Below are 25033 nucleotides of genomic sequence, written 5' to 3' on the forward strand. Positions count from 1 at the left end.
TTTTTTTATAGTATTTACAAAGAAATCTTTTGTTCTCATAAGTTCCTGAAGAATAATTGTCAGTTTCAGAAAAAGTAGTACTTTCGGAGATTGTTTCAATCAAACATAATCATATGTCACAAGATAAAGTCATTGTAGGAAGTGAAGAATGGTGCTCGTTTCCATCATTAGGAATTCCAACAATTAAAGCAAGAGTTGATTCAGGAGCAAAAACTTCTGCATTGCATGCTATCAACATCGCTCCATTTATTAAAGATGGTGAGAACTGGGTAAAATTTGACATTAATCCTATTCAGAATAATGTAAAAACTGTTATTCATTGTGAATCTCCTTTAGTAGATAAAAGGATTGTTAAAAGCTCAAGTGGCTTCAGAGAACAGCGTTATGTTATTAAAGTTGAAGTAGAAATAGGAGGTAGTCACTGGCCTATTGAGATCACACTGACAAACAGAGATTCAATGGGATTCAGAATGTTACTGGGACGCGAAGCAATGAGTGGCAGAGTTATGGTTGATCCGGAAAGAGAATACTTATTAGGACAGCCTTCTATTGAAAAATTAAAAGAATACTACGATAAAACAATACCTAATAAATCTGGTTTACGAATTGGTGTTTTAGCTAGTAATCCTGAACTATACAGCAATAAAAGAATTATTGAGGCAGGTGAAATGAGAGGTCATGAAATGCATTTTCTGAATCTGAAATACTGCTATATGAAATTAGATGCTAATAATCCGGAAATTCATTACCGGGGTGGTCGCGTTTTAGATAATTTTGATGCTGTTATCCCACGTATCCGACCAAGTATGACCTTTTACGGATGTGCCCTGACCAGACAATTTGAGGCTTTAAAAGTATTTTGTCTAAATTCATCTTCTGCAATCAGTCAATCAAGAGATAAATTATACTCTTTACAGTTACTTTTAAACAGTGGTGTAGATATTCCGACTACGGGATTTGCCAACTCTCCGTTAGATACTAATGATCTTATCAAAATGGTGGGTGGTTCTCCCCTAATTGTAAAATTATTAGAAGGTACTCAAGGAAAAGGTGTTGTTCTTGCAGAAACAAAAAAAGCAGCAGAAAGTGTCATCAATGCTTTTAAAAGTTTAAATGCCAATATATTAGTACAGGAATTCATTAAAGAAGCAAATGGAAAGGATATCCGTTGTTTTGTAATTGACGGGAAAGTTGTTGCTGCCATTCAGCGTGAAGCATTACCAGGTGAATTTAGAGCTAATATCCATTTAGGAGGAACCGCTTCTGTAATCAAAGTTACTCCTGAAGAGAAACGGATTGCAATCAGAGCGGCAAAAGCAATGAATTTAAAAGTAGCAGGAGTCGATATTATTCGCTCTTCAAAAGGACCACTTCTGTTAGAAGTAAACTCCTCTCCCGGTCTTGAAGGTATAGAAGGAGCAACAAATAAAGATATTGCGGGCGAAATGATCAAAGCCATTGAAAAGAATTTTAAATGGAAAATATAGAAAATATCTTATAACCTTCAAATCCTACCTGAAAGATGAATCCTTATCTAGATATAATGTTACGAAGTATTTCCGTTTATCTTTTTATGGTTATCGCGTTGCGTATTTTTGGAAAAAAAGAACTTTCACAGCTTAATACTGCTGATGTTATATTAATATTACTAATTAGTAATTCTGTTCAGAATGCAATGGTGGGCAGTGATACCAGTCTTTGGGGAGGTTTAATGGCAGCCAGTGTTCTGTTTCTTGCTAATTATATTCTAAAGAAGCTGATGTTCAGATATAAAAGACTTGGAGATTTTATACAGAACAAACCGGAAATACTAATCCATAATGGAAAAATAGAATTTCAAACGGTAGCAAAACTGGGGATTACATCAGATGAACTAGTAGAAGCAATGCGTGAACATGGAATTGAATACTATAAGGATGTTAAACTGGCTATGTTAGAAATAGACGGTAATATCAGTATCATTTCAGGTGAACAAAACCTAAAACACACACAATATAAACGCAGACATAATAGGAAATCTCTTAGCGGAAGTTCTAATTAATTAAGATTATAAGTCAGAAACTGGCTAACACTTTCTCAAAATCAGATATTTTGCGAAGCAGGGCGTTTTCTATTATAAGAATGAATCAAATTATTATTCAAAAAAACAAGAGGTTGCCTAAAAATTAGACAACCTCTTATTTATAATTCTTTTTACAGCTCATTTTTATAATCTAATGATCTAAAAATCAAACTATCGAATAATCGAAAAAAGATTACTCTGCTACTGCTACTTCTTCATCTACCTGAAAACCGCTTAAAAAAGCAATTGTTTTCTTGATATCATAATGCAATATTCTGTCTTCTTTTACAAAAGGAACATCTTCTCTGTACGCTTTTAAAAACGTTTCAATAAATTCACTGGACTGTAAAGGTCTTCTGAACTCAATTGCCTGAGAAGCATTCATTAATTCAATTGCCAGAATAGTTTCTAAGTTATCAATAATTTTTAATGCCTTTGTTGCAGCATTTGCTCCCATACTTACATGATCTTCCTGTCCGTTTGAAGAAACAATAGAATCAATGCTTGCAGGAGTTGCCAGTTGTTTGTTCTGACTTGCTATACTTGCTGCAGTATACTGCGGAATCATAAAGCCTGAATTCAGTCCCGGATTATCTACTAAGAAAGCAGGAAGGTTTCTTAAACCTGAAATTAACTGATAAGTTCTTCTTTCAGAGATACTTCCTAATTCTGCAATAGCAATAGCTAAAAAGTCTAATGAAATTGCTAAAGGTTGTCCATGGAAGTTTCCTCCGGAAATGATTTGATCTGCCTCAATAAAGATATTTGGGTTATCTGTAACAGAATTGATCTCTGTTTTAAATACTTTTTTAACATAATCTATTGCATCTTTTGATGCTCCGTGTACTTGTGGCATACAACGGAAAGAATAAGGATCCTGCACATGCTCTTTTGGTTGTGCTATAATCTCACTTCCTTCTAAAAAGGAAGATATCCTTTGCGCTGTTACAATCTGTCCCTTATGAGGTCTTATATAATGGATAAGATCGTTGAATGGTTCAATACGACCATCAAAAGCTTCTAACGAAATTGTTCCTATTAAATCTGCCAGATAGGAGTATTTAGCAGCTTTCATTAATATATAAGTTCCAAAAGCACTCATGAACTGGGTACCATTCAGTAAAGCCAGCCCTTCTTTTGATTTTAGAATAATTTTTTTCCATCCAAAATGAGACAATACTTCCCCTGAATATAGTTTTTTACCTTTGAAATAAACCTCTCCTTCTCCGATTAATGGCAACGATAAATGTGCTAATGGTGCTAAATCACCTGATGCTCCCAGAGATCCTTGTGAATATACCACAGGAAGAATATCATTGTTATAAAAATCAATCAGACGTTCTACTGTTTCTAATTGTACTCCTGAATGTCCATAACTTAAAGATTGTATTTTAAGTAATAACATTATTTTTACAATTTCCTGAGGTACTTCCTCTCCTGTTCCGCAGGAATGGGACTTCACTAAATTCTCTTGTAATTGAGATAAATTCTCATTAGAGATTTTTACGTTACACAAAGAACCAAAACCGGTATTGATACCATAAATCGGTTCTTTATGGGACTGCATTTTATTATCCAGATAAGTTCTGCATTTTTCTATACTGACCTTTGCTTCTTCTGATAATGCCAAAGTTTTATTGTAAAGAAGGATTTCCTCTAAGGATTCAATCGAAAGGATTTCGGCGCAGATATAATGTGTGTTTTCCATATTTGTTTTTATAATTGAGTTCCCAAAATTCAGCAAACCTTTTCTAAAAAGCAAAGTTTATTAACAATATTTAATAATTAAATTATTTTCTGACCTTAAAATCTCTAACTTTGAGAGAAACTAACCCTATGTACAAAATGAAAAAAACTTTTAGCTTACTGACCCTTATCCTTTTAGCTTCTTGCAGTAAAACCCCTGATTATGCTATATTATCCGGGAAAATAGATAATTCCGATGGTGGACAAATTACTGTAAGAGGAGAATCTTTTGAAAAAGAAATTAATCTTAATCCTGATGGTACTTTTGCTGATACATTATTAATTAAATACAATGGAAGTTATTCTATTGGAAATAAAAATAATTCCGGTGAAATTTATCTGGCAAAAGGAAATGATATTAAAATTACAACAAGTAATGATGAATTCTATAATACAATCACTTTTACCGGAAAAGGTGCTTCTGAAAACACATATATCAAAGAAAAGAGTAAACTAACCCAGGAACTTACAGGTAAAACTCCTGAGTTTTATTCTTTAAACGAAAAAGCTTTTCTGGCTAAAGTAGAAGAAGTAAAAAAAGCTCAATTAGCATTACTGGAAAAGACAACGTTTGATACTCCCGATTTCAAGAACAATGAGCTTAAAAACATTGATTATGCTGTATTACTAAGTTATGTTAACTATCCTACTTATCATCAGCATTTTGCTCAGAATCCGGATTTTAAAGCCTCTCCAACCTTTCCTAAATTTGATGAAAAAACAAATTTAGACAATGATGCCGATTTCCTGTTTTCTAATGCTTATAAACAAATTGTTTCCTCTAAGTTTTATGAAAAAGCAGATGCTGATAAAAAATCCGAAACAGACCAGTTTGCTGATTTGGCTTTACCATATGTGAAAAACCTAAAAAGTCAGAACATTAAAAATGCTTTAGTAAAAAGTTTATCTTATGAAATTTCTCCTTCTAATGAGAATTCAGAAAAATTATATACTGAATTAACTGCACTTTCAACAAACAATAAGTTCAAAGAAGATCTTACTGTTAAATTCAATAAAATCAAAAACTTAGTAAAAGGAAAACCCTCTCCTTCATTTGATTATGAGAACTTTAATGGTGAAAAAACGAATCTGGAAAGCCTGAAAGGAAAATATGTTTATATTGATGTATGGGCTACCTGGTGTGGACCTTGTAAACAAGAAATACCCTTTTTACAGGAAATAGAAACGCTTTATGAAGGAAAAAACATTCATTTTGTAAGTATATCTATTGACAGAGAAAAAGATAATGAAAAATGGCGCTCAATGGTTAGCGACATGAAACTGGGAGGCATTCAGTTATTTGCCGATAAAGATTGGAAATCACAATTTGTGACAGATTATGCAATTGATGGTATTCCAAGATTTATACTTTTAGACCCTCAGGGTAACATTGTTTCTGCAGATGCTCCAAGACCTTCAGATAAAGCCCTTTTAATTCAGCTTTTTAATAATCTGAAAATATAAATTCCAGATAAAAGAGAAAGAATCAAGAGAAAAGATGATAGTATTGAGTATTGAGAAAAACTGCTCTAAAAGATTCTTAGATTTTACAGACTAAACCAAAAAGAGGAACTTCTTTAATTAAAAGAAGTTCCTCTTGATTCTTGATATGGTTTCTTGACTTTGCAGGTGTGATTAAAGGCTCCTGACCTTTGTAATATACTATCAATTTTAAAGTATAACGTCAGTCAGAGACTAACAAACACTTTAGCAAAATCAGAGATTTTTCGAAGCAGGAAACTCCTCTTTTTCTTGGCTCTTGATTCTTTCTTCTTGGTTCTATTCTGATATACTCAAATACGCCTTCCCTATCCCTTTAATACTGTCTAAAGCTGTAAAAGCCTGATAACCGGTATCTGAAACCGTTACATCTGCTGTTAGTCCATGAAGATAAACCCCCAGAATAGCCGCATCTACCGCTTTATAGGATTGTGCTAGTAAACTGGTGATTATACCGGACAGAACGTCTCCACTTCCTGCAGTTGCCAGAGCCTGATTTCCAGAACTGTTAACATACATATTCTCTTTATCTGTAATAAGAGTATATGCTCCTTTTACAACCACTATAATCTCATATTTTTTAGCAAACTCTCTGATTTTATCAATTTTATCAAAATCATTCTCCCAAGCTCCAATCAGTCTTTCCAATTCCTTCGGATGTGGTGTAAGTATAGTGTCTTTTGGTAAAAGAGAAAACCATTCTTTATTTTCAGCAAGAATATTTAATCCGTCTGCATCAATCAATAAAGGTGTCGTAGTATTCTTTAAAAAAGTATGAAAAGCTGCCTGAGTATCTTTATGTTTTCCTAATCCCATACCAATAGCTATTGCCTGTGGTTTGATATCATAATCAATATCTGAAATATGAGTTACATTTTCATCTGCAATCACCATTGTTTCTATAGCTGATGTCTGCACAATATCATAACCGCATTTAGGAATATAAGCAGTAACTAAACCACAACCTGCTTTTAATGCTGCTCTGGACGAAAGCACAGGAGCTCCCATTTTTCCATAACTTCCTCCAATAATTAAAGTATGTCCCTGAATCCCCTTATGTGTAAATTTATCAATCCCTTTATAACGTTTCAAAATTTCCTTTTTATCTATCAGATAATGATTCGTAGGTTCTTTTTCTATAAATTCCGTATCAAGACCTATATCCAGAATTACAACCTCTTTTACAAAATCAGAAGTTTCAGGTAAATAGAATGATAATTTAGGTAACTGGAAAGTCAGTACAAGATCTGCACTGATTACCGCTTCTCTGTTAGAGATACTTTTATCTAAAAACAGACCTGACGGGATATCTACTGCAATCGTATACGCTTTTGATGCATTAATATGTTTGAACAGACTAATGACCCATTCTTCCGGCATCCTAGACAATCCACTGCCAAAAACAGCATCAATAATAATATCTCTGGATTTTAATTCCGGAAAAGCGGCAACAGCTGTTTCTGCAGAAATAGTTGTTGTTGAAACTCCTGCCTCATTTAGTCTTTCAAGATTAACAATAAAATCATCTGAATATTTTTCTTTTAAAGCAACTATAATTACATTGACTTTATATCCTTTTTGTTTTAACAGTCTTGCAAGAACCAGCCCGTCTCCCCCATTATTTCCAACACCGCAAAACACTTGAAAAGTTGCTTTTGATTCTTGAAAAGCATTCTCTATCCAATGATAGGCAAATGTTGCCGCACGCTCCATTAAATGGGTTGAAGTAATATTCTGTTTCTTTATTGTAAACGCATCCGCATCCCTGCTATTCTGAGTAAAAAAAATTTTCATAATAATTAAATCCGTTAAGTTTTATATTTCTATAAAAGTATAATACTTTTTTGACTTAATACTTAAAATATTTTGAACCGATACGTCAGGCTAAATTCTAACAGAGGATAATAATAATTATTTTAATAATAAAATATATAACATAGATAAAAATATATTTAAAAAATAATAGTATTGCTTTGTTTTTAATTAACAATATTTATAATAAAAATAAATTTTTATATTCAAATCTACACTGAACTTACTGTAAAATAAACAGTTACAAAAATTATATTGAAATTAAATACAAATAATGTTAAAATAAAAATAGAATAAAAACGGAATAAATATAAAAATATAAAAATAATTCGTATATTGTTACAGTATAATCAAAAAGCACATTGCTTTATATTAAATTATTATGAAAAAATCATTAAATGTTATTTTGCTGTCTTCAGCATTTAACGGATTAACGCAAAGAGCCTGGTTAGCACTTCAGGAATTAGGACATTCTATCAGTGTTGTGGTGTTTACAACACCAGACGAAGTAACAGCTGCCATTCAGGAAGCTCAGCCTGATATTGTTATCTGTCCTTTTTTAAAAGATAAGGTTCCGGAAGTTCTCTGGCAAAATCAAGAAATACCTGTTGTTATTATCCATCCCGGTATTATGGGAGACAGAGGAGCTTCTGCTCTGGACTGGACCATCATGAATAAACTGGATGTTTGGGGGGTTACTGCTTTACAGGCAGTTGAAGAAATGGATGCCGGACCAATCTGGGCAAGTCACGAATTTAAAGTTCCGAAACCAATACGAAAATCAGCTCTTTATAACAGTCTTGTCAGTGATGCCGCTATGCTATGTATCTTTGAAACTGTTGAAAAATTTATATCTGGTCATAAACCAACTCCTTTAGATTATAATAATCCGAAAATTAAAGGACAGCTTCAACCTAATATGAAGCAGATAAACCGTCATTTTGAATGGACTATGCCGGCAAAAGATATTCTGAATATCATCAATACAGCAGATGGTGTTCCAGGGGTTCTGACTGAAATAGAGGGTGAACCATTTCATGTTTTTGATGCTTTTCTGTGCGAACAGCAGGGAGAACCGGGAAAACTAATGGCTCGTTCTGAAGATGCTGTTCTGATAGGAACAGGAGATAAAAGTTTATGGATAGGATCATTAAAACGACCTGTAAAAGGTCAGACCACATTTAAATGTCCTTCTGTTCAAGTATTAAAAGAAAAAGCAGCAAACTTAAAAGACCTGACCGTTTCTTTAAATCAACGTATTTTATCAGAAAACGAATACAGTACCATTCATTATACTCAGAAAGGTTCCGTCGGAGAACTTACTTTTGAATTTTATAATGGAGCAATGAGTACAGAACAATGTACCCGAATGTGTGAAGCATTACGTTTTGCAAAATCTCAGGATACTTCTGTACTGGTAATTAAAGGAGGCTGGAATGCTTTTTCAAACGGTATTCATTTAAATACAATCGAAGCAGCAGAAAATCCGGGAGAAGAAGCATGGCTGAACATACAAGCTATTGACGATGTCTGTTTAGAAATCTTGGAAGCAAAACAATGGGTAATTGCAGGAGTAACAGGTAGTTCCGGCGCAGGAGGCGTTATGCTGGCTTTAACTGCCGATCAAGTTCTTGTCAGAGATGGTATTGTGCTGAACCCTCATTATGCCACTATGGGATTATATGGTTCTGAATACTGGACCTATACTCTCCCAAAACGTATTGGCGAAAAAGAAGCATTACGTTTAACAACAGAATGTTTACCTATAAGTACTGATGAAGCCTTAAATTTAGGCCTTATAGAAGGAATTGGTCCTCGAGAGCCGGAACAATTTTTAGTTTGGTTATCTGAGCAGGCACAACAAGCTGTAAAACAGAATCGAAAAAAGAATGAAAAATCTTATGATGCTGAAAAAGCACAAAAATGCAGAGAAAATGAATTAAAAGAAATGAAAGAAGACCTGCTAAATGACCGACAAGGTTTCTCTCAGAAAAGACAGAATTTTGTGTTCAAAAAACCTACTTGTAAAACACCTGAAAGACTTATTGCCGAATGGACAAGAGAAAAAAATATGATCTGATTTTTGATCCTAAAACTTTTAATTGTTCAACTGATTTAAAATAAAAATCAGCAATATAATTTGAATATGTTTACATTTATCTCCTCACAGATATTTTAAGTCTGTGAGGAGATTTTAAATTTTGCCCTTACCTCCTTTCAAACTATACTTTTTTCTTGCTTTTATAAAATACTAAAAAAGAAATGTTTAAAGTTAACTTAGCGACTGAAAAGAATTAATTATACTTTTTTTTAATATAAAACATGAAAAACTTTTGGTTTAATAGAAAAAAGACTATATTTGAGATTCTTAATAATCAATTAACCGAAATTGTACAACAGTAATATTACATATTATTCTCAGATGATAACCAATACTTTGGTTATGTCTTTTGTTGTTATAATTTCAACTACAATTATTACTACCCCATTGGGGTATACTTTTTACATATAATCCTCTTGTGTTATTATTTTTTTTAAAATAATAACTTTCATGTTGCTTAAAGCACCATAACCAAAACTGTATTAATTTTTTAAGTTATTTTATAATGAACATCATAAAATTTGGTGGCTCTTCGGTTGCCAACCCTGAAAATATAAGAAAAGTAATCTCTATTGTAAAAAAGAAATCAGAAAAAGAATCTGTAATCGTAGTTCTGTCTGCCCTTGGTGGAATTACAGATTTATTGTTGCTTGCCGGAAATCAGGCAGCTTCAAAAGATGAAGCATACAGAGTTAGTCTGGAAACTATCAACAACCGTCATTTAGAAGCTGTAAAAGAATTAATCCCCATAACGCAACAAAGTAGTATACTAAGTTCTGTAAAAAGAACTTTAAACGAATTGGAAACACTACTGGAAGGTTGTTTTTTATTAGGTGAACTATCAGACCGTACAAAAGACGCAATACTTAGTTATGGTGAATCACTTTCTTCTTTTATAGTGTCTGAAGTACTAAAACTAGAATATCCTAAAACAATTTGTAAAAACAGTAAATCTCTGATTAAAACCAATAATCTGTTTGGAAAAGCAGTTGTTAATTTTGAAATCACTAATAACCTGATACAGTATTTTTTTGATAAAAATCAATCTAAAATAACAATCGTACCCGGATTTGTTGCCTCTTCCGAAGATGGACACATTACAACGCTGGGGCGTGGTGGCTCTGATTATACTGCAGCTATCATTGCAGCAGCATTAGACGTATCTTCTTTAGAAATATGGACAGATGTTAATGGTATGTTTACCGCTAACCCAAAACTAGTAAGACAAGCGCAGTCTATTCCTTTTATATCCTATCATGAAGCAATGGAATTATCTCATTTTGGAGCAAAAGTACTATATCCACCAACTATTCAACCTGTAATCAATAAGGATATTACGATCAGGATAAAAAATACTTTTAATCCGGAAAGTCCGGGAACAGTAATTAGTAATAATTCAAAACAGAATCAATACAAAAATACAGTAAAAGGAATTAGTCATATTGACCATATTGCTTTACTGACTCTTGAAGGATCCGGAATGGTAGGCGTTACCGGATTCTCTAAAAGATTTTTTGAAATTCTATCTAATGAAAATATCAACATTATCTTTATTACGCAGGCTTCATCAGAACATTCTATCTGTATTGGTATTCATGATCTGGACGCCCAAAAAGCAAAGGATATTATTCATCAGGAATTCATGTTTGAAATGCAATCTCGTAAGATCAATTCTGTTACAATAGAAAAAGACCTCTCTATAATTGCTGTTGTAGGTGAAAACATGAAAAATCATAAAGGACTGAGTGGCAAGATATTTAGTACACTAGGAAAAAATAATATCAATGTAAGAGCTATTGCTCAGGGTGCTTCTGAAAGAAATATTTCGGCAGTAATCTCAGATACTGATGTGAAAAAAGCACTAAACTCTTTACATGAACGCTTTTTTGAAGAACAGATCAAACAACTTAATCTGTTTGTTATGGGCGTGGGTAATGTAGGAGAAAAATTTATCGATCAAATACATCAGCAAAAAGAGTTTTTAAATAAAAATCTTAAACTGAATATTCGAATCATTGCACTATCTAATTCAAAGAAAATGATCTTTGATGAAGAAGGAATCAGCCTGACCGGATGGGAAGAAAAATTAAAAGAAGGACAAAACAGTAGTATCAATACTTTTATGGGAAAAATAAAAGAACTGAATTTACGTAACAGCATTTTTGTAGATATTACTGCAAATGACCATGTTGCACAAAGTTACTCTCATTATTTAGAACAGAATATAGCAGTAGTAACCTGTAATAAAATAGCATGTTCCTCTCCTTTTGATGTTTACAAAAATCTGAAACATATTTCAAGAGAAAATAATGTACCGTTCTTATTTGAAACCAATGTCGGAGCTGGTCTGCCTATAATTGATACATTGAAAAATCTGATCGCCTCCGGTGACAGAGTCCATAAAATACAAGCTGTGCTTTCAGGAAGTTTAAACTTTATCTTTAATAATTATAATGAGAATAGTTCTTTCTATGATGTTGTACAACAGGCAAAAAAAGAAGGATATACTGAACCTAATCCTAAGATCGATCTGAGCGGTGTTGATGTAATGAGAAAATTACTGATCTTAATCAGAGAAAGTGAATATCTTATGGAAATGGATATGATTAATAATGAATCTTTCCTGCCCGCTGAATGTTTAGACGCTACAACAGTAGATACTTTTTTTGATTCTTTAAAAGTACATGAAGCACATTTTAAAGCTTTATATCAAAAAGCAGTACAACAAGAAACTCGTCTAAAATATGTTGCACAGTTTGAAAACGGAAAAGCTTCTGTAGGATTACAGTTTATTCCTAAAGATCATCCGTTCTACACACTGGAAGGAAAAGATAATATTGTTTTATTCTATACAGACCGTTATAATGAACAGCCATTATTAATTAAAGGTGCTGGTGCTGGTGCTGCAGTAACTGCAGCAGGAATATTTGCAGATGTAATACGAATTGGAAATATATAATTATGGAATCAATAAAAATATTTTGTCCTGCAACAATTGCTAACTTATCCTGTGGTTTTGACGTTCTGGGAGCTTGTTTAGATAATATTGGAGATGAAATGATCGTAAAAAGATCAAATAAGAAAGGGATACGAATTACAGAGATTACAGGCGCTGATCTACCTCTGGAAACAGAAAAAAATGTAGCAGGTGTTGCTGCATTGGCTTTATTAAAAGCAGTAGATACCGATTATGGTTTTGAAATCAGTATTCATAAAAAAATAAGCGCCGGAAGTGGTATTGGCAGTAGTGCTGCCAGTGCTGCCGGAGCTGTTTATGCTGTTAATCACCTGCTTGGGAATCCTTTTTCATTACAAGAACTGGTTTCTTTTGCTATGCAAGGGGAAAAGCTTGCCAGTGGTGCAGCTCATGCTGATAATGTAGCCCCTGCTCTACTAGGTGGATTTACACTTATACGAAGCTATACCCCTTTGGATATTATCAAAATTGATGCTCCTGAAGAGCTATATGCTACTATAATACATCCGAAGATCGAAATAAAAACGGCAGATGCACGATCGGTTTTAAGACAAACCATCACATTACAAAAAGCTGTTATTCAAAGTGGAAATCTGGCAGGTCTGGTTAGTGGATTATACACCAATAATTATGAACTGATTGGTCGTTCCCTACATGATGAAATCGTTGAACCTATTCGCTCTATGTTCATTCCGGGTTATGATGCAATGAAAAAAGCAGCTTTGGAAAATGGCGCTCTGGGATATGGTATTTCCGGTTCTGGTCCTTCTGTTTTTGCTCTGTCAAAAGGAAAAGAAAATGCAGACAATGCTGCACAGGCAATGCATAAAGTATTAGAAACGATAGGTCTTAATCATGAAATTCATGTTTCAAAGATCAATTCGGAAGGAATTAAAATAACAGCATAATTTTTTATGCAAAACAGTACAATAATTATGAAGTATTACAGTATTAACCGCAACGCAGAAAAAGTAAATTTTCAGGAAGCTGTTATCAAAGGAATTGCAGCTGATAAAGGCTTATATTTCCCTGAACATATCCCAGTATTAGATTCAAAATTTATCAATACTATAGAAAACTACAGTAATGAAGCTATCGCTTTTGAAGTTATCAAACCTTTTATTGGGAATGAAATCCCTGAAGAGGAACTAAAAAAAATTATAGCCGAAACACTTTGTTTTGATTTTCCTTTAGTTAAGGTTGAAAAAGATATTTTTTCAGAAGAACTTTTTCATGGTCCTACTCTTGCTTTTAAAGATGTTGGTGCACGGTTTATGTCCCGATGTATCCGTTATTTCAACAAGAATAAAAAGGATCAGAATATAACGGTATTAGTCGCTACTTCCGGTGATACAGGAAGTGCGGTTGCTAATGGGTTTTTAAATGTAGAAGGTGTAAAAGTCGTTATTTTATATCCAAGTAAAAAAGTAAGCTTAATCCAGGAAAAACAGTTAACCACATTGGGACAGAATATAACTGCCCTCGAAGTAACAGGTACTTTTGATGATTGTCAGGCTATGGTAAAAAAAGCCTTTCTTGACGAAGATTTTAAAACACTAAATCTAACGTCTGCCAACTCCATTAATATTGCGCGCTGGTTACCACAAATGTTCTACTTCTTTTTTGCTTATAAGGCGGTAAAAACTAAAGATAAATCAGTTGTAGTCTCTGTTCCGAGCGGTAATTTTGGAAATATATGTGCTGGTATTATGGCAAAAAAAATAGGATTACCTATTAATCATTTTGTAGCATCAACAAATAGTAATGATACGGTTCCCCGTTTTTTAAATACAGGAAAATATGAACCGTTAAGGTCGAAAGAAACAATTTCTAATGCTATGGATGTTGGTGATCCAAGTAATTTTGTACGTATTCAGGAATTATATCAGAAAGATACTGAACAACTTCAGAAAGATTTCTCTTCTTATTCTTTTACGGATGAAGAGACAAAAGAAGCGATGAAACTCCTTTATAAAGAACATAACTATATTGCAGATCCGCATGGAGCTGTAGGATATCTGGGTTTAAAAGAGTTTTTAAAGAATAAAATGGATTATATCGGCGTGTTTTTAGAAACAGCGCATCCTATTAAATTTTTAGATACAGTAGAAGATACTCTGAAAATTAAAATAGAAGTGCCTTCCTCAATTGAAGATATTTTACATAAGGAGAAAAAAAGTACAATCATTGGATCTTACGATGATCTTAAAAAGACTTTATTATAGTGATAGTTGATAGTTGATAGTTGATAGTTGATAGTTGATAGTTGATAGTTGATAGTTGAAAATTACTAAATTATCTTTTCGATCTTTAATTTTTAAATAAAAATACCTGCAACTCTAAAAAAGTTGCAGGTATTTTTTTAATATTAGTAATAGATTGTTTATCTAAAAATCAGGATTATCATTCCAAAAGGAATTCACCGTTTCACTTTTCACATAAAACATCTTACATCTCACAGAAACTATCAACTTTTTAATTGTCTGGCTTTTCTAAAAAATAATACTACACAAGCTAGTGAGATCACAATTCCGATGCATAATCCTATTAATTCGATAGTCGGTGTATGAGTTGTTGTTAACAATCCAACAAATCCTTCCGGAGAAATAATAATATACGTTGTTACCACTACCGTCATAAAAACAGCAGGAATGGTTGCAATCCAGTGGTTTTTCCCTTGTTTTAACAAATACACTGCTGCAACCCATAAAGCTACAGCTGCCAGAGTCTGATTTGCCCAGGCAAAATAACGCCATAGAATCTGAAAATCAATGAATGTCAATGCTATTCCGACAATAAACAACGGAATGGCAATTACAAAACGATTGATAATCGGTCCCTGTTTATAGTTAAATATATCTGCCAGGTTCAGTCTGGCACTTCTAAATGCTGTGTCGCCACTACTAATAGGCGCTGCAACAACTCCCAGAATAGCTAAAATTCCTCCTATTTTTCCCATAAGTGAATTTGAGATTGTATTGACAACAACTGCGGGTGCGCCTACATGTTCAGCCAGACCATTCACCCCTCCAAAGAAACTCATTGCTGCTGCTGCCCAAACTAAAGCTACAAGACCTTCTGTAATCATAGCACCATAGAACACGAAATGCCCCTCATCTTCATTTCTGATACACCGTGCCATCATAGGAGCCTGAGTAGCATGAAAACCACTGATAGCCCCACACGCAATAGAAATAAACAAATAAGGAAAAATAGATTTACCAGTTGGATTTACATTCTGAAAAGTCATTTCCGGAATAGTAAAATCTCCCAGAAAAATCCCGGCAACAATTCCGACTGCCATAATTAATAAAGCAACACCGAATATTGGGTAAATCTTACCGATAACTTTATCAATAGGGAGTATCGTTGCAATAATATAATAAACGATAATAATCCCGATTAGAATGCTGCGATCCAATCCTGTAATTTCTTTTAAAATATCTGCCGGAGTAACAATAAATACAACGCCAACGAGAATTAATAATACTACTGAAAAGACACGCATAAACTGTTTTACACCATTTCCCAGATTATCGCCTGTCATTTCTGATAATGATTGTCCTTTGCTTCTGACAGACATCATTCCAATTAAAAAATCATGTGTCGCTCCGGCAAATATAGAACCGAACACAATCCACATAAAGGCTGCGGGTCCCCACATAGCTCCTGCAATAGCACCAAAAATAGGTCCTGTTCCTGCAATGTTTAAAAACTGAATTAAAAAAGCTTTCCATTTTGGTAACTCAACATAATCAACACCATCTGCCATTTCTTTAACAGGTGTTTTACGTTTTGAATCTGTACCGAATACCTTTTCTACAAATTTACCATAGATAAAGTATCCTGCAATCAACAAAAAAACAGATAATAAAAATGTAATCATAAAATAATATTTTTTTAATACTTAATATTCGTAAATATACATTTTTCAAATAATTTTTATAAAAAAAAACTTAAATAAATAGAATTAATTTAAAGAAGTTATTTTGGCTTTTAAATTTATTAATCATTATAATAATAAAAGCCATGTGATTAAATCCTATCTACATTTAGTATCACCAATCTTTTAATAAAATTGATTCAAAGTGACTCAAGATGACTCTGTTTTTTTTATTATATCTACATTATTTTTAATTATTTCCTGCAGTTTTTCCTAGCTACAATATAATATTGGAATTAAAAAATCTAAATGCACTAGAAATAAAAAAATAATGATAAATAAAATTTTAAAATTTAAATTACTACATAATCTCTTTGGGATTATTTTACTTATAGCCACAAATACGACTGTAAAAGCACAGGCTACGATTGGAGAAGTAATTAAAACACAAAAGTTTTCTGTACTGGAAATCTCTACCAAGAATAAAGTAGGAGGATTACGTCTTCCACAATTAACTACTGTTCAAAGAAATAGTCTTCAACTGACAGACGATCAGGGAAAGCTAACCGATGGAGCAAAAGGTCTGGCTATTTATAATACTGATACAGAATGTATTGAATACTGGAATAAAACCAGATGAATCAGTATATGCATGGGTAATGCCGATATTCATTTTACAGATGAAAAGAATCAGTCGGTAGATCCTACACAGCCTTTTTTTACATCTGAAGGAAGTAGTAGAGGATTGTTCTCTCCTGGAGAATCGATGAAATGTACCGGAATAGCCTCTCCTTATCAGTATGTTGTTATTACCGGATCGGATTTTACCCGAATTACGGTAACAGATACCAATACTGGTACTTTCAGTATTAGTCTGAACCCAAATCCTACAGCAAAAATACGTTCTGCAATTGTACGGGTAACCAATGCCTGTACCGGAGAATATAAAGAATTGCTTTTTACTCAGGATGCGGCAGATATTTGTAAAAATATAGTAGCTGTTCCTCAAATTAAAGTTTTTAATAACGGTACACTTTGCAGCAATGGCGCCGTTTATATGGAAGTTAATAATCCTGATCCTTCTGCCGTTTATATCTGGACACTGAATGATATCTATAAAGGTGAAGGTACTGCTTTTACTGCTGTTGAACCGGGAAATTACAGAGTATATGTAGGAGGAATAAGCTGTAATACTAACGTTTCTGAACTCGTTCAGGTGAAGTCCGGTACAGAAGTAACACCCGTTAATCCTGTCATTTTATCTGCCGTTAATCACGGCGTAATCTGCGGTAGCAGTGGATTCGTTGCGCTTACCGCTTTTAATGTTCCGACAAATGCAAAACTGATCTGGTTTAAAGACGGTGTAGTAACCGCCAAAACCGGAAATCCAATCCATCTTGCTGCCGGTGATATCGGGAGTTGGTTTGCCGTTATTGAAACCGGTAATTGTCAATCTTTACCCAGTAGTGCTATAGTTATTAGTAAGAACACGCAGAGCGCTCCTCTGGTACAGCCGGTTATTGAAATAAATGGAAAACCACTAGCAGTGGTATCTAATTTCTGTATTAACGGACGTTTGGAATTCGTATTAAAAAATTATAAGGATTATACTATAGGAGTAACCGTAAAATGGTATAATGAGTTAAAATTACTAGGAGAAGGAGAACGTCTTTCTGTAATTACACCTTCAGGTGATGATTTTGTACTGCGTTGTGTAGTTTCCGATAATGCAGGTTCTCTTTGTTCAGCAGAACTGTCTGCCTCAAAAACATTTTCCGGAACTGCTCCGGGTAAACCCGTGATTGTTTCAAAGCCAGCTTTGATTTGTGGTGGTAATGTAGCTCAGTTAACCGCTTCCGTTTCCGAAAGTGGAACCTTTACTTTTCAATGGTATAAAGACGGTGTGCTTTTACCGGGAGAAGTAGCGCAGACACTTTCAGCAGCTCAGACCGGATCCTATGAGGTCGAGGTGATCGACACTTCCGGTTGTATAAGTGCTTTATCGTCTCCTTTATCGATCGGTTTATCGGATTTTTCGGTAGTAACATGGCAGTCCGTTCATACTACTGCTGAAACGGGTCAGACTAAAGTTTTTCAGGTAAAGGGAACTTTTGCACCTACAGAATATAACTGGACTGTGGATAATGGTGCTGTTATCCTGAACGGACAGGGAACAAATACAGTCAGCATTGTATTTCCAGGAACAAATGCGGCTGTAAAAGTGAAGGTAGTCGCAGTTAATTCCTGTGGAAAAAGTGTTGTTTTGGAAAAGGAAGTAATTGTTGCTCCCGCCTGTACCCCTATAACCATTCGCGAGATTAATATTATGCCTAAAGGAAATACAATAGTAGGAAAAACAATAACAATGTCAGTAATTGCCGAAGGATCAGCTCCTGTATACCAATGGAAACATAACGGAATAGCAATAGCAGGAGCAACTGCTGCTGTTTATATTATTAATGCGAAGACCACTGATAGCGGAGAGTATACCTGTGAGGTCAGTAATGCCTGTACTAAACCAGCGATATCAGCTACAGCAGGAAGTATTGCCGTTATGGATACGACAGTTATTGGTGACGGATCTGGTAGTTTAGCAGGAGAGGTTTGTTTTGATACTGCTTTTTCAGATGGAGGATTGGAATGTGGATCGTTAGATTCCCGTAAAGCGAATAAAGCTGATTTTACTAAAACGTATATTTATACTTTTACCAATAAAGGAACAAATACTACCAATCTGAATTTTGTAATTGATGATCCGAACGGGGCAGTAAAAAAGTATACAGTTCAGGATAATATTCCGGTAACTTTGACTGATGGAGGTAAATATACCGTTACACTGCAATATGATGAGGCATTACTTACTAAAGCTATGCCGGTTCCCGTATCAATAAAAATTTATGCTTTTTACAAAACCGGAACGGTACAAAATAAAGCAAAACTACAAATTACAATTAAGGACTGTAATTGTTGTGGAGCTTTTGTAGCTCCCGGGGAATGGAAAAACTTTATGTGTCATAATCTGGGTGCAGATCAAAGTGCAGATCCTTTTAAACCTTCAAAAAAATTGGAAGGAAATCATTATCAATGGGGACGTAAAGAACCGGCAGCTACACCTAGTAGTCCTACCGGACCTATTTCAGGCTGGAATACAATAGAAGCTACTACAGATTCGTGGAGTAAGGAAAATGATCCCTGTCCAACAGGATATCGTGTTCCTACAGAAGCCCAATGGAAAGGAGTTATTGATATAACACTTAACCCCAGAGTTGTAGTAGGTACCTGGATAGCTAATGAAGGAGGTATGAAATTTGGAAATGGTCTCTTTTTACCCTATCATAATCATCGAAACTATAATAATGGTCAGATTGTGACTGATGGTACGTCAGCTCTTTATTGGTATAGTAATTCTTTAAAGGGAAGACTTACTTTTACTAATTCGTCAATAAGTGTTGGTATTTCTGGTGATGCTAATTGGGGCTTTTTTATTCGTTGTATTTCAGAATAATTAGTGAATTATTTGTTGTTGTTTTGACCACAACTAGGGTACACATAGTAAAAAGGCTATCCTGTTTTAGGATAGCCTTTTTTAAGATTGTATGTAGTCTGTAAACGTTTTTAAAGTTTATTTTTTTTAATAAATGTATCTATTTATCAATAGTAAACAACAAAACCGATTATTAGCTGAAATATCTTTGTCTCTTCCTTTTTTTTTAGATAAATTAGCTCTTTTAATTAAACCAATAACACACAATGAAAAATACTGCACTTACGCATATTCACGAAGCACTGGGGGCTAAAATAGTTCCGTTTGCCGGATACAATATGCCTGTTCAATACGAAGGAGTCAATGTAGAACACGAAACTGTTAGAAACGGTATCGGTGTTTTTGATGTATCTCATATGGGTGAATTCTTTCTTAAAGGAGAAAATGCTCTGGCTTTAATCCAGAAAGTAACCACAAATGATGCTTCAAAGATTGCGATTGGAAAAGCACAATATACTTGTATGCCAAATTATGAAGGTGGTATTGTAGATGATCTTATCATTTATAAAATAACTGAAACAGAATATATGTTAGTTGTAAATGCTTCTAATATTGAAAAAGACTGGAACTGGATTTCTAAACACAATGATCTGAAAGTTGAAATGGAAAACCGTTCTGATGAATATTCATTATTTGCCATTCAGGGTCCCAAAGCAGCAGAAGCAATGCAACCACTTACTTCAATAGATCTTTCCAATATGCCTTACTTCTCTTTTCAGACTGGTAAGTTTGCCGGAAAAGATAATGTTATTATTTCAGCAACCGGATATACTGGCTCTGGTGGTTTTGAGATCTATTTTAAAAATGAGGATGCTGAAGATATCTGGAATGCCATATTTAAAGCAGGTGAAGCTTATGGAATTAAACCAATCGGTTTAGCTGCTCGTGATACTTTACGTCTGGAAATGGGATTCTGTTTATACGGAAATGATATTAACGATACCACTTCGCCTATAGAAGCCGGATTAGGATGGATCACTAAATTTGATAAAGATTTCATCAATGCAGAAGCAATCAAACTTCAGAAGGAAAACGGAGTAGCTAAAAAACTAATTGCTTTTGAACTGACAGAAAGAGGTATTCCGCGTCATGATTATGAAATTGTGGATAAAGATGGAAACCAGATTGGTGTTGTCACTTCCGGAACGATGTCGCCTTCTTTAAATAAAGGTATCGGTTTAGGGTATGTCGCAACTCCTTTTAGTAAAATTGACTCTGATATTTTTATTCAGATTAGAAAAAATGCAATTCCTGCTAAAATAGTAAAACTACCTTTCTATAAAAATTAAATTCAAGAGCTCTAGTTTAAATTTAAACTAGAGCTCTTGAAATAAAAGACTTTAAAAGGATTCTATGAAGAAACTTTACTTATTCCTGCTTTTTTCTTCTTCTTCACTATTTAGCCAAAATGGTTATAAAACCTGCGAAGTACTTTCAAAAATAAATATACTCATTACTAATGAGCATTTTAAACCTAAACCGATAGATGACAGTTTATCGGTTTATGTTTTTGATACCTTTATAGATGCTCTGGATCCAGAAAGAAATATCTTTCTGAAATCAGAATATGATACTTTATCAAAGTATAAATTATTACTTGACAATTATATCTTAAATGATGACTGTTCTTTTTTCGATAATTTTGTAACTATTTACAAAACAGCTCTTTTAAGAAACAAAAAAATTATAGAAAATCTGGAACAGGAAAAGTTCGATTATTCTCATACTAAAGATACTATTCAATTTACAAGAGAACAATTATCTTTCTATCTAAAAAACAGCAATATAGAAAGAATATGGCGCAAAAGAATTCGCTATGATATTCTGGAAGATATGTCAAAAATGAATCCAAAATATAGTTCTCTGAAAAACCAATTCGATCATTTTGAAAAAATTTCAAGAGATAAAATATTTGAAATGCATCTTTGCAAAATAAACAGCATTCTTGAAAATGAAGGAATGGAGAAAAAACTCCAGAATAGTTTTTACAACATCTACTGTTCTTATTTTGATCCTCATACCTCCTATTTCTCTTCTGATGAGAAATCTTCTTTTTTCTCTTCTCTTTCTACAGACAATTACTCTGTTGGTCTTTATGTCAGCCTGAATGAAAATGAGGAGATCATTATTGACGAAATTGTTCCGGGAAGTCCTGCCGCCGCTACTAAAAAAGTAGATAAAGGAGATCAGCTGATCAAAGTAGCCAATAATTTTGGTGATTCATACTGGGTATCCTGCGTATCAATGAAAACAATTGCTGATCTTGTATTTTCTGACAACTATAAAGAGATTGAACTTACATTAAGAAAAAAGAATGGTACCATTTATACCATAAATGTCAAAAAACAAATTATGAAAGCAGAAGAACATTCTGTTTACAGCTTTATTATTGAAAAAGAATCTCGGATAGGTTATATAAAAATCCCAAGTTTTTACAGTGACTTTGATGGAAATAATATAAAGGGGGTTTCTGATGATGTGGCAAAAGAGGTTGCCAAATTAAAAAAAGATAAAATAGAAGGTCTTATTATCGATTTACAGTCCAATGGAGGTGGTTCAATGGATGAAGCTATAAAACTATCCAGTATGTTCATCGATATCGGTCCATTATCTATTTTAGTAGATAACCGAAATAAAAAAGCAATATTAAGGGATTATAGTCGAGGAACTATCTATAATGGTCCTTTGGTCATTATGATTGATGGATTTACTGCTTCTGCAAGTGAGTTTTTCACAGCAGTGATGAAAGATTACAATAGAGCTATAATTGTTGGTAATACTTCTTTAGGTAAAGCCACAATGCAGACTATTCTACCTCTCGAAGAAAATGATGATCAGAATTTTGTAAAGGTCACCATTGAGAAATTTTATAGAATCACAGGAAAAAGTCATCAAAAAGAAGGTATTAAACCTCATATCACTTTTCCAAGTCTGTTCAACGACATTATCAGTCGTGAAAATAGCTATAAAACGGCTTTGAATAATGATGAAATAACTGTGAAAACTAGATTTTCAAAGTATTCTAATACAATTCAAAATATGGCTATTCAGAGAAGTGAAGAACGAAACGGCAAGGATAAACTATTTAAAGAAATAAGTAAGATTAATACAGAAATAAATAGTTTTTACAATACGCCAAAATCTCCTCTTCTTATAAATCTGAAAAATGTGTTCCGCTACACGCACAGCTCTGATCAATTATGGAAGGAAATAAATAAACTTAGTGAGAAAGAAAACACTTTAACGATACTGAATAACTCAGCCGACCAAAAAGCGTTTCAAAATGAAAAAACTTTTGATAAAGATATAAATCAGTACAAAATAAAAAGTCTGAAAACCAATCCTTATCTGGAAGAAATTGTAAATATCATTAAAGACTATAATGAACTTAAAAGAAATTATTAAAAAATAAGTCTGAATTCTGTTTTAAAAGAGTCAATTTGATTTGATAAAACTATAGAATAACCTTATTTTTGCATTGTTAAAAAATTAATCATGGGAAGAGCGTTTGAATTTAGAAAAGCAAGAAAAATGAAACGTTGGTCAGCAATGGCCAAAACATTTACCAGAATTGGTAAGGATATTGTAATGGCAGTTAAGGAGGGTGGTCCTAATCCGGAAGGAAATTCTAGATTAAGAGCCGTTATTCAAAATGCCAAGGCAGCAAATATGCCAAAGGAAAACGTTGAGCGGGCCATAAAAAAAGCTACTGATAAAGATTCGGCTAACTTTAAAGAAGCATTATTCGAAGGATATGCTCCTCATGGTATTGCCATTTTAATTGAAACAGCATCTGATAACAATAACAGAACGGTAGCCAATATCAGAAGTTATTTTAATAAATGTAACGGAAGTTTAGGAACGCAGGGATCGGTTGAATTCATGTTCGATCATACCTGTAATTTCAGAATACCAAAAAGTGATACGATCGATACAGAAGAGCTGGAACTGGAATTAATCGATTTTGGTGTGGAAGAAATCTTTGAAGAGGAAGACGATATTTTAATCTATGCTCCTTTTGAAAGTTTTGGAACAATTCAAAAAGAATTAGAAAACAGAAATATGGAAATACTTTCTTCTGGTTTTGAAAGAATCCCTCAAGTAACTAAAAAACTAACTGAGGAGGAAGTAGCTGATGTTGAAAAATTATTAGAAAAGATCGAAGAGGACGATGATGTACAAAACGTATATCATACTATGGAAGAATAATTTTTTAGTTGAGAGTTGAGAGTTATTGTGAGAGGTAAAATATAAGATATTATTAGCGACTTTGAGATATTTGACTTTTTCACTATAAATAAAAAAAGCCATCATAAATGATGGCTTTTTTTATTTATAGTGAAAAAACTATTTAATAAATTCTATTTTTTGTGCTTGTTCTAAGTTAACACTGTCAAAGAAACCTTGTTCACTCATCCAGTCATCACTAAATACTTTACTCATGTATCTTGATCCATGATCCGGAAAAATAATAATTACATTACTGTTCTTATTAAATTCTCCTTTTTCGGCATACTGTCTTACAGCTTGTATAGCTGCTCCACTTGTATAACCTACAAACAGACCTTCTTTTTTAGCAATATCTCTGGTAACGTGTGCGCTGTCCTCGTCTGTTACTTTCATAAACTCATCAATAACATCAAAGTCTGTAGCCGTAGGAATAAGGTTTTTGCCTAACCCTTCTATTCTGTAAGGATAAATCTCTTCATTATCAAATTCTTTGGTCTCATGGTATTTTTTCAGTACAGATCCGTAAGCATCTACTCCTAAAACTCGGATATTGGGATTTTTCTCTTTCAGATACTTTGCTGTTCCTGAAATTGTACCTCCTGTTCCACTACAGGCAACTAAATGTGTAATTTGTCCTTTAGTCTGTTCCCATATTTCCGGACCAGTCGATTTGTAATGTGCATCTACATTCAAATCATTAAAATACTGATTGATGTAAATAGAACCTTTAGTTTCTTCGTGTAAACGCTTTGCTACATTATAATAAGAACGAGGATCATCAGCTGAGACATGTGCTGGACAAACATATACTTTTGCCCCCATACTGCGAAGCATATCTATTTTGTCTCTTGACGACTTGGAACTTACTGCCAGAACACAGTCATATCCTTTAATGATACTTACCATTGCAATACTAAATCCGGTATTCCCCGAAGTAGTTTCTATAATGGTATCTCCGGCTTTAATAATTCCCCTTTTTTCAGCTTCTTCAATAATATATAAAGCTATTCTGTCTTTTGTTGAATGCCCTGGATTGAAAGCCTCTACTTTAGCGTAAAAATTCCCTTCAATTCCTTCTGTAATTCTGTTTAATTTAATAAGAGGCGTATCTCCTATTAGCTCCAGTACATTATTGTAGGCTTTTATTTCTTCTTTCATAAAAAACTAAGTTAATCAAG

General features: G+C 33.6%; 16 protein-coding genes. 12 read left to right on the top strand and 4 right to left on the bottom strand.

The window, feature by feature from the left end; translation table 11 throughout:
• Nucleotides 1–113 precede the first annotated feature (113 nt).
• Nucleotides 114–1487, top strand: a complete 1374-nt coding sequence (gene rimK / locus AC4FQX_RS05505) for a 30S ribosomal protein S6--L-glutamate ligase (RefSeq protein ID WP_491166672.1) — start codon at nucleotides 114–116, stop codon at nucleotides 1485–1487.
• Nucleotides 1488–1522: 35 nt separating this feature from the next.
• Nucleotides 1523–2041, top strand: coding sequence for a DUF421 domain-containing protein (locus tag AC4FQX_RS05510; protein WP_491166673.1), 519 nt, complete (start codon nucleotides 1523–1525; stop codon nucleotides 2039–2041).
• A 214-nt stretch (nucleotides 2042–2255) separates the two neighbouring features.
• On the opposite strand, the gene hutH is transcribed toward AC4FQX_RS05510, so the two are convergent.
• Complete coding sequence (gene hutH / locus AC4FQX_RS05515; protein ID WP_491166674.1) at nucleotides 2256–3770, bottom strand: histidine ammonia-lyase; 1515 nt, start codon at nucleotides 3768–3770, stop codon at nucleotides 2256–2258.
• 137 nt (nucleotides 3771–3907) lie between these two features.
• Between hutH and AC4FQX_RS05520 the strand changes: the two genes are divergently transcribed.
• Complete coding sequence (locus AC4FQX_RS05520; RefSeq protein WP_491166675.1) at nucleotides 3908–5272, top strand: TlpA family protein disulfide reductase; 1365 nt, start codon at nucleotides 3908–3910, stop codon at nucleotides 5270–5272.
• 315 nt (nucleotides 5273–5587) lie between these two features.
• Here AC4FQX_RS05520 and AC4FQX_RS05525 read toward each other — a convergent pair whose 3' ends face one another.
• Complete coding sequence (locus AC4FQX_RS05525; protein WP_491166676.1) at nucleotides 5588–7102, bottom strand: NAD(P)H-hydrate dehydratase; 1515 nt, start codon at nucleotides 7100–7102, stop codon at nucleotides 5588–5590.
• 400 nt (nucleotides 7103–7502) lie between these two features.
• Between AC4FQX_RS05525 and AC4FQX_RS05530 the strand changes: the two genes are divergently transcribed.
• The 4 genes from AC4FQX_RS05530 (at nucleotide 7503) to thrC (ending at nucleotide 14423) form a co-directional block, all read left to right on the top strand.
• Nucleotides 7503–9200, top strand: a complete 1698-nt coding sequence (locus tag AC4FQX_RS05530; protein ID WP_491166677.1) for an enoyl-CoA hydratase-related protein — start codon at nucleotides 7503–7505, stop codon at nucleotides 9198–9200.
• A 526-nt stretch (nucleotides 9201–9726) separates the two neighbouring features.
• Nucleotides 9727–12180, top strand: a complete 2454-nt coding sequence (gene thrA / locus AC4FQX_RS05535; protein WP_491166678.1) for a bifunctional aspartate kinase/homoserine dehydrogenase I — start codon at nucleotides 9727–9729, stop codon at nucleotides 12178–12180.
• Nucleotides 12181–12182: 2 nt separating this feature from the next.
• Nucleotides 12183–13106 (top strand): homoserine kinase, encoded by a 924-nt coding sequence (locus AC4FQX_RS05540; protein WP_491166679.1) that lies wholly within the window; start codon nucleotides 12183–12185, stop codon nucleotides 13104–13106.
• 27 nt (nucleotides 13107–13133) lie between these two features.
• Nucleotides 13134–14423 (top strand): threonine synthase, encoded by a 1290-nt coding sequence (thrC, locus tag AC4FQX_RS05545; protein WP_491166680.1) that lies wholly within the window; start codon nucleotides 13134–13136, stop codon nucleotides 14421–14423.
• A 242-nt stretch (nucleotides 14424–14665) separates the two neighbouring features.
• Here thrC and AC4FQX_RS05550 read toward each other — a convergent pair whose 3' ends face one another.
• A complete protein-coding gene (locus tag AC4FQX_RS05550) occupies nucleotides 14666–16084 on the bottom strand; it encodes a carbon starvation CstA family protein (protein ID WP_491166681.1) in 1419 nt (472 codons plus the stop codon).
• Between the two features lie 328 nt (nucleotides 16085–16412).
• Between AC4FQX_RS05550 and AC4FQX_RS05555 the strand changes: the two genes are divergently transcribed.
• The 5 genes from AC4FQX_RS05555 (at nucleotide 16413) to AC4FQX_RS05575 (ending at nucleotide 23834) form a co-directional block, all read left to right on the top strand.
• A complete protein-coding gene (locus AC4FQX_RS05555; RefSeq protein WP_491166682.1) occupies nucleotides 16413–16721 on the top strand; it encodes a phage tail-like protein in 309 nt (102 codons plus the stop codon).
• Nucleotides 16722–16733: 12 nt separating this feature from the next.
• A complete protein-coding gene (locus AC4FQX_RS05560) occupies nucleotides 16734–19586 on the top strand; it encodes a hypothetical protein (protein WP_491166683.1) in 2853 nt (950 codons plus the stop codon).
• Nucleotides 19587–19831: 245 nt separating this feature from the next.
• On the top strand, nucleotides 19832–20914 hold the full coding sequence (gene gcvT / locus AC4FQX_RS05565) for a glycine cleavage system aminomethyltransferase GcvT (RefSeq protein ID WP_491166684.1): 1083 nt from the start codon (nucleotides 19832–19834) through the stop codon (nucleotides 20912–20914).
• Nucleotides 20915–20978: 64 nt separating this feature from the next.
• Complete coding sequence (locus AC4FQX_RS05570; protein ID WP_491166685.1) at nucleotides 20979–23030, top strand: S41 family peptidase; 2052 nt, start codon at nucleotides 20979–20981, stop codon at nucleotides 23028–23030.
• Between the two features lie 90 nt (nucleotides 23031–23120).
• A complete protein-coding gene (locus AC4FQX_RS05575) occupies nucleotides 23121–23834 on the top strand; it encodes a YebC/PmpR family DNA-binding transcriptional regulator (RefSeq protein ID WP_491166686.1) in 714 nt (237 codons plus the stop codon).
• Between the two features lie 138 nt (nucleotides 23835–23972).
• On the opposite strand, the gene capA is transcribed toward AC4FQX_RS05575, so the two are convergent.
• Nucleotides 23973–25013 carry a cysteate synthase gene (gene capA / locus AC4FQX_RS05580; protein ID WP_491166687.1) on the bottom strand — a complete coding sequence of 347 codons (1041 nt, stop codon included), beginning with the start codon at nucleotides 25011–25013 and terminating at the stop codon, nucleotides 23973–23975.
• Between the last annotated feature and the right edge of the window lie 20 nt (nucleotides 25014–25033).

The organism is Flavobacterium sp. AK-301 (assembly GCF_058310215.1).